Source organism: Microcoleus sp. N9_A1 (genome assembly GCF_036701795.1).
Lineage (GTDB): Bacteria > Cyanobacteriota > Cyanobacteriia > Cyanobacteriales > Microcoleaceae > Microcoleus.
This window is the reverse complement of the sequence record NZ_JAUBRI010000120.1, coordinates 1-9643: the sequence shown is the minus strand read 5'-3', so window position 1 is coordinate 9643 and position 9643 is coordinate 1. Positions and strand designations below refer to the sequence as shown.

The window sequence follows — 9643 nt, the reverse complement described above, 5'->3', positions numbered from 1 at the left end:
GTCGCTCATTTTTCTGTGTAAAAAAAGGTCTCTTATGTTCTTTTACCACATAATGTTACTATTTTGGAGATGTCTATTGGGTAAACAGGTAAAAAATGAGTACAATTACTCATTGATAATAGTGTTTTTAGCTTAACTTGTGAGTAATGACCTTGCGGTGGATATTTCAATGCTTTCAATCCGTTCATTTATTAACTTTCGAGTCACTGCAAACCATCTCTAGTTTGACGACTGAACGCTTGTCCCTTCTCAAGTTTTTCCCCGATGCTTGTCGTCGTTATTATTTATTGAGTTGATATATTTATGGTCATGATAAGAGCATTACTTGTTGATTGAATAGTATTTTTCGGGCAACGGCGACTGAGTTCTAATTTATTGCTGTGCCTGTGTATTCGTGTGTGTAATTTTAAGTTTTTATTCACTGATATGGATACTTTTTTTGGTGATGGTGACGGCCACTCAGGTTTTGAGATGTCTCAGCAGATGATTTTATACCAACGGCTCAAGTTAAATGTAAACTCGTGTCTCGAATGCCACTCTTTCAAGTATTTATACTGAAGATATCTTGCAGTTATCACCATTGTTGGGGTAGATTCAGTCCACCCACACCCTATGTGACAGTTGGGTGCGGAATGTGGGTTTTAAACCCATTAATTATGATAATCCTAGGACGCTACCAAAAAGCAGGTCAATGCGAGTAATTATCCAACGAGTAAAATCGTCTCAAGTCGAAATTAACGGTGAAATTGTCGGCAAAATTGGCTGCGGACTCAACTTGCTTGTGGTTATTGCGGACACCGACACCGAAGCAGAACTCGATTGGATGGCTCGCAAATGCCTGGAATTGCGTTTGTTTCCCGACTCGGCCACGGATACCGGGCGCTGGGACAAGTCCGTACAAGACATCGGCGGCGAGTTGCTGGTTGTGAGTCAGTTTACCCTCTATGGGGACTGCCGCAAAGGTCGGCGGCCTTCATTTGACCGAGCTGCGGCTCCTAAACGAGCTGAAATTTTTTATGATAAATTTGTCGAAAAGTTGCGCCAGAGCGGCTTAAAAGTTGAAACAGGCTTGTTTGGAGCGATGATGCAAGTCTCGATCTAGAATGACGGGCCGGTGACTTTGGTATTAGAGAGAGAATCAGGGTGAATTGTTTGCAAACAAAGCTCTCTGTGCTTCTTTCTTATTCCTTCTTCCTTCTTGAATAAGATCAAATTTTCAGATTAACCGGGTTTCCGAATTACTGTGCCGTAGCTTGAGAAGACATTGCAGATAGCTACACTCTGCCGAGTATCGATTCCACAATCTCTAACGCCCAAAACCGCCTCAAATAGCCAGTTATTAGATTGTCCACTCAGCGGCCTGCAGCACCCTCAATTTTCCTCGCGATCGCCCAACCTTCCTAACAGCTCAGAATGCTTGTACAGTAAGGCTTTAACCGCAATAAAACCAATCTTCCACAGCTAGCGCTTAGAATCAGATTCAGCAGCCAAAAACTGTTGCCTGAGAGAGTGGAACACTGGCATCACTGCGGTTATCTCTACTTCCGTAATATTCAATGTATAGAGAGTTGAATCAGCACAGCAAGCGAAACCGCCAGCAACTGCCACCTCACTCTCTGACAAATGTCCTCGCACGCTGTGCGCTACTACCCGATAAACGCCATGACTGTCAAAACTGCCACCAACACCGTCAACTGCAACACCGCTTCTGGCTTCAACTCCATTCCGGCAGCCTCCACCGAACAAACCGCCGAAATCAATACTGTTCCCAGCATCAATATCCTGGCTTTGGCTGAATTCGCCCTCAAAGAATTGGAAGCAGAGATGAAAACTGCCAGCCGCAGCGCTCAAGCAGTGGCGATGCGGATTGCTAAGGAAGTCGAACGGATTTGCCAAAAAAGCGATCGCATCCAAATTTCCGGCGAAGTTGAAGCTTGGCAAATCACCTTGGCCGAGCACCGGTTGCAAAAAACCCTGCAATACTACCGCCTCGGTTCCAAACAAGGCCGCGTCGAACTGCACTCCCACCTCGCGGCCATGATTTACCGCCATGTTGCTTCTTTCCGATCGAACTTGAACTTCCAAGCTCGCTACAACATGATTGAAGACTTTTTGCAAGGCTTTTACATCGAATCTCTGCGAGCTTTCCGCCGCGAACACCAACTCGATCTCACCTACCAGCCCCGCACGCAGCTAGAATTGGCTGAGTACATGGCTTTCACCGAACACTACGCCAAGCGCCAAATCGGTTTGCCCGGCCGCAACCGCCAACGCCTGATCGTGTTGCGCGCTCAAGGATTTGCCAAGGGCCAACCTCCCGAAACTGCGATCGACATTGAAATGGCTGTAGAGTCGGGCAAGGGAGAAGATGCGGAAATTTACAGCCGCTCTCCGGCGCTGCAACAAGTCCGCGAACAAATGGTTTCGGAAACTGTCGATCCGGCTGATGCTGTGCTGCGCGATCGAGTAGTCTCGGAATTGATCACCTATCTGGAAGCCCAAAATCAGCCAGAATGCGTGAATTACTTAACTTTAAAATTGCAAGACCTTTCGGCTTCGGAAATTGACCGCGCGCTCGGTTTGTCTTCCCGCCAGCGCGACTACTTGCAACAACGTTTCAAGTACCACGTCGAAAAATTTGCCCGCACTCAAAACTGGAAACTCGTCCACGAATGGCTGGGTGCTGATGTCGATCAAAAATTGGGAATGACTTCGGACAAATGGGAAGCATTTCGCGCTCAACTGTCGCCCGATATGCAGCAACTGTTAGTAATGAAGCGGAACCAAGAATGCGACAAGGCGATCGCCACCGCGCTCAAATGCACTCCCAAACAAGTCCAAAAACGCTGGGCGCAACTGTTGGAGCTGGCTAGCCAGACTCGCAACAGCAGCCAAGCTTAATTGGTGCTCAAATATGAATGCAACTGTTTTCTTGAGACTGGAAAATGCGATCGGGTGCGGCATCTACACAGGACTGCCCGCCCCGGCGTCCGCTCTCAAATCAACAATCGCTGCTACTAATTTATCGCCGCTTTTTGGCAATTTCAATTTATTAAAACAACGTATCCGCTCAATAAGTTGCGGTAAGCATTAATTTTTCGGAATTGTAGAATTTTAATTTAATTGTACAAATATCTTAATTTAGATACAAAAATATCGCATTTGCTGGCTGCTAAATCTTGATTAAAATAATGTATTATCAATTATGAAGTCAAGGATATTACAGTCTTTTTGGAACAGTCACAATTAACAGTGGGGTGACACTTAATAAAGGAATCAAGTTCCGATAATTCAAAGCAGTTATCTTTTTTTAAACTTCTTCAATAATCCCAGGACACACCGAAAGAACAAAGCGAAGATTGTTCGCGAATAATCATCCCCAGAGCTGGAATATTTCCCCGGTGAGAAATACGATCGTGCATATATTCAAAAAAGCTAATTCCTAATTTCCTAGTAGTCGCAACTAGAGACATGAAAATATCCATCGCCTTAGTTCCTTCACAAGTTTGAGTCGCATAGCTGATATTTCGTCGCTGCACCATTGTTCTGGCAGCTAATTCTGCCGGGTTATTATGTAATGGTAATTCCGGATGCTCCAAAACTAAAAGCAACTCAGATATTTTACAAGAAGTTAATTTTTTTCGTTCATCTAATTGTTCATAACCAGTTTGACTGCCGAAAATTTCCCAAAATTTGGATTTTAGCCTGAGCTTCTCTAGCCCAGATGGAGAGTTTCTGTAAGCGAGCAATTCTCGGTAGTAATCCCAAAAATCATCAATAAACTTATCTAAACTTTTTTGATGACAAGTAACAAATGGACTTAATTTTTTATAATGTCTTGCTTCATGCACCCAACATAAAGATAAATCATCTGTGAGTAATTTAAACTGGGGTGCATCATCAGTGACCAGAGTTTTTATTACCGGAATCTGGGATTGCTGATGATAAAAAGCAATTGCTGCTGCCTCAAAAATTCTGGTACGATGTTGAGAGCCTAAGCAACCCAGATGCTGATTCAGCAAGGAGTTAAATTCATCACCGTTCAACGGAATTTCTTGAGGTAATCCTTTAATTTGATGGCTCCACTTCCGGGGTACATTGAACTTATCTAATAGCTGGTAAGTAAGTGGAGATAGAATAAACTCAAGTTCTAGGTTGTTTTGTAATACTCCAAGTACGCTTAATCGGTCTTTTCTTAAGGTTGTAGAATAAACTGTATATAATGGGTTGCAAATTATATTTGTAGTATGATTTACTCCTTTAACACGCGCACTTGTTTGGTCTAAGTGTTGCCAAGGGCTACTTGCTAATCCGGATACATACACTTCGTTAAATTCTGATTCAAACTTTGATGAATTTTTTATTCTTCTGATTTGATAAATAATCGGCTGACATGGAAATCCCAATATTGCTTAAAAAATCTAACAGCTTTCCTTGAGTCATGTTACCTCCATAGTACAGGCTCATAACTAAGGCTTTTACTCCGGGACCAAACTCCCCATCATAGCCGGATGGTAACGGTGAAATGTATGTTTTCTTTTCTGAAGGTGAGTAATACTTCTGTTTCCGGAATAATCACGTTATCTGTTTTCAGTAAAATGTCTTGAACTATTACCTCTTCATAACCCTTGAATTCTGAATCGAATGGTAGTTCTGCCTGGGGATACTCGAGGATTTTTTCTCTGTCAACTTTGACCAGAGCATTTTTACTACTTTTAATATGTTTTTTTGGTGTTTTTCGCTCTTTCTCGGATGAGTAGTTTTCTTTTGACTTTTTCGGCCCATTAGCTTTAACCTCTGGTTTGCCCTGTTCTCCTTTCAGACGATTATTTTCGGATTTTAATCTTTGATTTTCTGACCGTAATTCTTTGGTTTCTGCTTGTAATTGTTCTATGAGGTTCAGCAATATGGACACAGTACGACGCAATGATTCGTCTGCAATGTCAGATGGCTCAATGCTTTGCAGTAAGGTTTCTACTAATTTTTGAGGAGATGATTCTTGCGTCATGAATCATATTCTACCATGCTGTACCTAGATTGTGAACCTTCTTTTTTGCTGTTACCCCGATTTATTGAGCGGATACAAAACAACATTACTTTTTTTAATATCTTTCATTCCCTGGTTAGACCGGGGAATTTGTTTTTATTAGTCATCAGTCATTAGTCATTAGTCATTAGTTATTGGAAAGTGATTGCTGAAGAGGCTGCCTGGCCTAGATTTATAATGATATTTAAAAATAGGTAGTAGCCTAATAAAGGCAAAGTTGTTAAAATGATTTGTTTCTCCACAATATCTCACATGAAAGTCTATTTTTAAAGAAATAAATTATTATATAAAATTTTGTTATCCGTTAATAGACAGTATCAAACTCTAATTTATAAATGTTTTTTTATAAAAATAGTTAAAAATCGATTCAGAAAGTTGAGGGTGCGGAATGTGGATAAAAAATGACAAGTCATCTATCCAAAGACAGAAAAAAATTAATACAAATCTACTCATCCTACTATTCTGTTTCACTTAATCCTTCATAAGAAGGAAGCATCAAATTTGAGTTCTCTCTAAAATGGGGGCATAAGTTGATGTAGATAGAAAGGGAAGAGTTCGTATGTTACTTTACAAAATAGAAGATTTTAATCCCAACTACCGCGAAGCTGCTTTTAATGGCGAAGATATCAAAGGTCTGGATATCTATGCTGGAAATACAGATGAGAAGATTGGCTCCATCGATACAGCGCTAGTTGATGAGACAGGACGTTTCCGATATTTTGTTGTTGACACGGGTTTCTGGATATTTGGCAAGAAGGTATTAGTTCCAGTTGCTCTTTGTCGAGTGGAGGTTGATGCAGAGCGCATCTACGCGACGGGTTTGAGGAGTAAAGACCAAGCAGAAAAACTACCCAGGTATGAGGATGGGATGGTAGTTGATTACGATTATGAAGAACAAGTGCGGGCTGTTTATCGTACTCGAACTGTAGAAGGGTCTGCACCTGTAGAAGCATCATTGCCTTTAGAAACCTCATTGCCTGTACAAGAATCTGCACCAGTTTCTATGCCCCGTTCTGTCTCTAACCAAGCTAGCGCTGCTGGTTATGACCGCAACACCTACACTTACGAACAAGAGCCTCAATTGTATCAGATGAACGAGCGCGAGCATCACAAATTCCGACTCTACGAAGAACGACTGGTTGCAGAAAAAAGCCGTCACAAAACTGGCGAGGTAGCAATTGGCAAGCGAGTTGAAACCGAAACGGCACGGGTTTCAATTCCAACAGAAAAAGAGCGAGTGGTAATTGAGAGTATAACTCCCGAAAAGGCAGGTGCGCCAGTAAATCGGGATACTCCATTCAAGCAGGAAAAGGTGATGCGTATGGACGTTTACGAAGAAACTGCTGATATCAAAAAAGAAGCTTTTGTGCGCGAAGAAGTTAACATCAGGAAAAAAGTTGAAACGGAGATTGTTGAGGCAACGGAAACACTGCGTCGTGAAGAGTTGGAGGTGAAGAGGGAAGGGCGTTAGAGTGCGAATGAATTGAACAAAGGTTTGTAGTTGCGCTGTCTTCGCCCACATGAGCTGGGTCAGCTAAAAAGCTGGCAGGATACTTTGTTTTTAGGATGGTTGGGTCCTATCGGGGCGGCAGCGATTTTCTATGCCACGCTGGCGCTACATAAAACAGGATTAGAGTCAGCTTGGGTCATTGGTAGCCTAATTATTTGCGCGTCCATAATCGCCCACGGCTTTACTGCTGTGCCGTTGGCGAAAGCTTATGCTAAAATGCAGCGTAAAAGACAACTTCTAATGATTTGGTAGGTAGATGAAGACCCCCAACCTGGCAGAAAAACAAGCCATAGAACAAGAGCAAAGCGAGATTTTTCAACAGTTAGAAGATTGGCTGGAAGCTCCCATGCTGGTGCTGGCATTTGTGTGGTTAGCCCTATTTATTTTTGAATTAATTTGGGGATTAAACCCACTGCTAGAAGTCATTAGCACTACTATTTGGATTATCTTTATTGCAGATTTTCTAGTTAAATTTGCCTTGGCACCCCGCAAAATTTCCTATATCAAAAGCCATTGGATAACGGCTTTTTCTCTGCTGTTGCCCGCTTTGCGTACCTTTCGGATTGTACGAGTGGTGCGAGCATTCAAAACAGCACGGGCTATGCGAAGTTTGCAGTTGTTGCGAGTTATGACTGGTACGAATCGAGGGATGCGGGCATTAGCTGCGAGTGTTAGCCGTCGCGGATTTGGTTATGTCGTAGGACTAACGATAATTATTACCTTGGTAGGTGCAGCAGGGATGTATGCTTTTGAAAAAGATGTCGCCGATGGTTCCTCCGGGTTAAATAATTACGGCACAGCCTTATGGTGGACGGCTATGCTAATGATGACAATGGGTTCGGAATATTGGCCCAAAACGCCAGAAGGTCGCATACTTTGCCTTGTTCTGGCACTCTATGCGTTTGCGGTTTTTGGTTATGTAACTGCGACCATCGCCACATTTTTTATTGGTCGCGATGCAGAGGATGACGAAGCAGAATTAGCAGGAGCGAAATCAATTGCAGCACTTCAAACTGAAATGGCTGCTTTGCGGGCTGAGATTCAGCAATTATTGAATCAGAATTTAAAGCCTTGAATGAGGTAGATGCCAAGATTAAGTTTTGGTCAGCGCTGGCACTACTTTTTCGCCAAACACCTCAATAAACTGCTCTTGTTCTCGGTTAACGTTGTGCAAAATTAGTTCATCAAACCCCAATTCAATATCTTTTTGCAACCACTCAATATGCTGCTCTTGGTCTGCCGAGATGCGGACGTGTTGATATAACTCTTCTGGTTGTACAAACTCCCCGGCGGCATCAAATTGATCGGGTGTTATCAGTTCAGTCAGCATTTTACTTTTGAAGATGTTACTACGCCATTGATGATGAGCGCCTTGTAGTGCTTTTTCTGCATTACTGTCATAGGAAAGCTGCACTTTCAAAATCATTGGTTTTCCTTCTCCACCACCGCGACGAAACGCATCGACGACTTTTTTTAACTTTTCAGGTGGGCGAGAAGTAGTAATTAATCCATCTGCCCAACTGCCCAACCATTCTGCGGTTTCTGGGGTAACTGCGGCGCCGATAATTAATGGGAGAATTTCCGGGCGGGTATAGAGTTTTGCATCTTCTACGCACACTAAGCCACGATGGGTGACGGTTTCTCCTGCCCAAAGGGCGCGGATAATATCGACACATTCTTTGAGGCGCGCGTTGCGATCGATCTTTGTAGGCCACTTATCCCCAGTAATATGTTCGTTCAACGCTTGACCGCTGCCAACCGTGAGCCAAAAACGATTTGGAAACATTTCTGCCAACGTTGCCGCAGCTTGGGCAATAATAGCCGGATGATACCGCTGTCCGGGAGCGCAAACAACCCGATAGGAAAGCGTCGGCGTGGCTTGCATTGCTGCACCCAACCAAGACCAAGCAAAACCACTTTGTCCTTGCGCTTCACTCCAAGGATGAAAGTGATCGGAAGAAAGGGCATGGGTAAAGCCAGCTCGTTCTGCCATTTGGACATATTTCAGCAGTTCGCTGGGCTTAAACTGTTCGTGGGAAGCATGATAACCAATTTGTGCCATAAGTTTTTAGGAGTTTTGAGTTTTAAGTTTTGAGTTTTGAATGTTAAGTTTTGACTTAAAAGATCCAGACTTAAAAGCAGGTGATTTAATCAGGACGCTTTGTAAAAGTTTTGAGTTTTGAGTTAGATAAGTTTTTGATTCACAAAAAATTATCTTGTACTCAAAATTCATAACTTTCTGTATAACGGGCAAGCTTATGAGCGAAAAATTCGCCGATAGCGAGCTTCAATTACCGAGTAGATGCCATAGGGAATTACAGCACTTCCGGATGTTATGAGGTACAGTAGCAGCAATTAGTAAACCAGTTTTTAAGATGTTTCGGATTAATTAAGTCAAGAGCCACAGCAATTATCGTGTCAACCATTTTAGTGCTGGTTGGTGAAAACTGTCGCAATAAAGATTTGAGTTGCGACCACCATAATTCAATAGGATTAAAATCAGGAGAGTATGGGGAAAAACACAAGATAGAAGCACCCACACCTTCAATCAGAGGCTTAATTGAATCTACTTTATGCGCTGGTAAGTTATCCATCACTACTACTGCTCCCGACCACAATTGTGGCACTAAACATTGCTCAATAAATACCTCAAATGCTTTGCCATCCATCGAGTTGTCTAGGGTCATTAATGCCACTACTTGCGTGAGACTAATTGCACCAATTACTGTGACTTTCTTACCTCGATAAAAAGGTTTGACCGCATAGGCTCTCGTCCCTCGTTGGGAACGTGCATGAGTTCTGGTTAAACCTAGCAATACTCCAGTCTCATCTAAAAAGACTAGATTTTTTGGGTCGATATGCTTAACTTTTTCCCAATACTCTAACCTTAATTTCATGACTCTTTCAGTGCCGGCTTGGCTACTTCTCACGGTTTTTTTTTTACGATTTAATCCCAACTTTTGTAAGGCATTACACATGGCTGTTCTACCCACCCAATTTCCCGTCTTCTGGGCAAATAACTCACACAATTCTAGTAAGGTTGCATCGGGATGTGCTGCCACTATTTCTCTCAAAGAAGCTGTGGA

General features: G+C 42.6%; 8 protein-coding genes. 4 read left to right on the top strand and 4 right to left on the bottom strand.

Annotated features, from left to right (window positions below):
- Window positions 1-691 precede the first annotated feature (691 nt).
- Both dtd and QUA58_RS29780 read left to right on the top strand, forming a co-directional pair.
- A complete protein-coding gene (gene dtd / locus QUA58_RS29785) occupies window positions 692-1102 on the top strand; it encodes a D-aminoacyl-tRNA deacylase (RefSeq protein ID WP_333397719.1) in 411 nt (136 codons plus the stop codon).
- A gap of 560 nt (window positions 1103-1662) precedes the next feature.
- The gene (locus QUA58_RS29780; RefSeq protein WP_333397717.1) at window positions 1663-2901 is read left to right on the top strand and encodes a HetZ-related protein; all 1239 of its coding nucleotides are present in this window, start codon (window positions 1663-1665) and stop codon (window positions 2899-2901) included.
- 419 nt (window positions 2902-3320) lie between these two features.
- Here the strand turns inward: QUA58_RS29780 and QUA58_RS29775 are convergent, their stop codons facing one another.
- On the bottom strand, window positions 3321-4325 hold the full coding sequence (locus tag QUA58_RS29775; RefSeq protein WP_333397714.1) for a hypothetical protein: 1005 nt from the start codon (window positions 4323-4325) through the stop codon (window positions 3321-3323).
- A gap of 176 nt (window positions 4326-4501) precedes the next feature.
- Window positions 4502-5008 carry a hypothetical protein gene (locus tag QUA58_RS29770; RefSeq protein WP_333256644.1) on the bottom strand — a complete coding sequence of 169 codons (507 nt, stop codon included), beginning with the start codon at window positions 5006-5008 and terminating at the stop codon, window positions 4502-4504.
- Between the two features lie 598 nt (window positions 5009-5606).
- On the opposite strand from QUA58_RS29770, the gene QUA58_RS29765 reads away from it, so the two are divergent.
- Both QUA58_RS29765 and QUA58_RS29760 read left to right on the top strand, forming a co-directional pair.
- Entirely contained in the window at window positions 5607-6518 is a 912-nt protein-coding gene (locus QUA58_RS29765) for a DUF2382 domain-containing protein (protein ID WP_333397713.1), read from the top strand.
- A 295-nt stretch (window positions 6519-6813) separates the two neighbouring features.
- Entirely contained in the window at window positions 6814-7632 is an 819-nt protein-coding gene (locus tag QUA58_RS29760; RefSeq protein WP_333397710.1) for an ion transporter, read from the top strand.
- A gap of 18 nt (window positions 7633-7650) precedes the next feature.
- Here QUA58_RS29760 and QUA58_RS29755 read toward each other — a convergent pair whose 3' ends face one another.
- On the bottom strand, window positions 7651-8619 hold the full coding sequence (locus QUA58_RS29755; RefSeq protein ID WP_333256778.1) for a TIGR03885 family FMN-dependent LLM class oxidoreductase: 969 nt from the start codon (window positions 8617-8619) through the stop codon (window positions 7651-7653).
- A gap of 271 nt (window positions 8620-8890) precedes the next feature.
- On the bottom strand, window positions 8891-9643 hold a 753-nt coding region (locus QUA58_RS29750), incomplete at its 5' end, for an IS630 family transposase (RefSeq protein WP_333397708.1).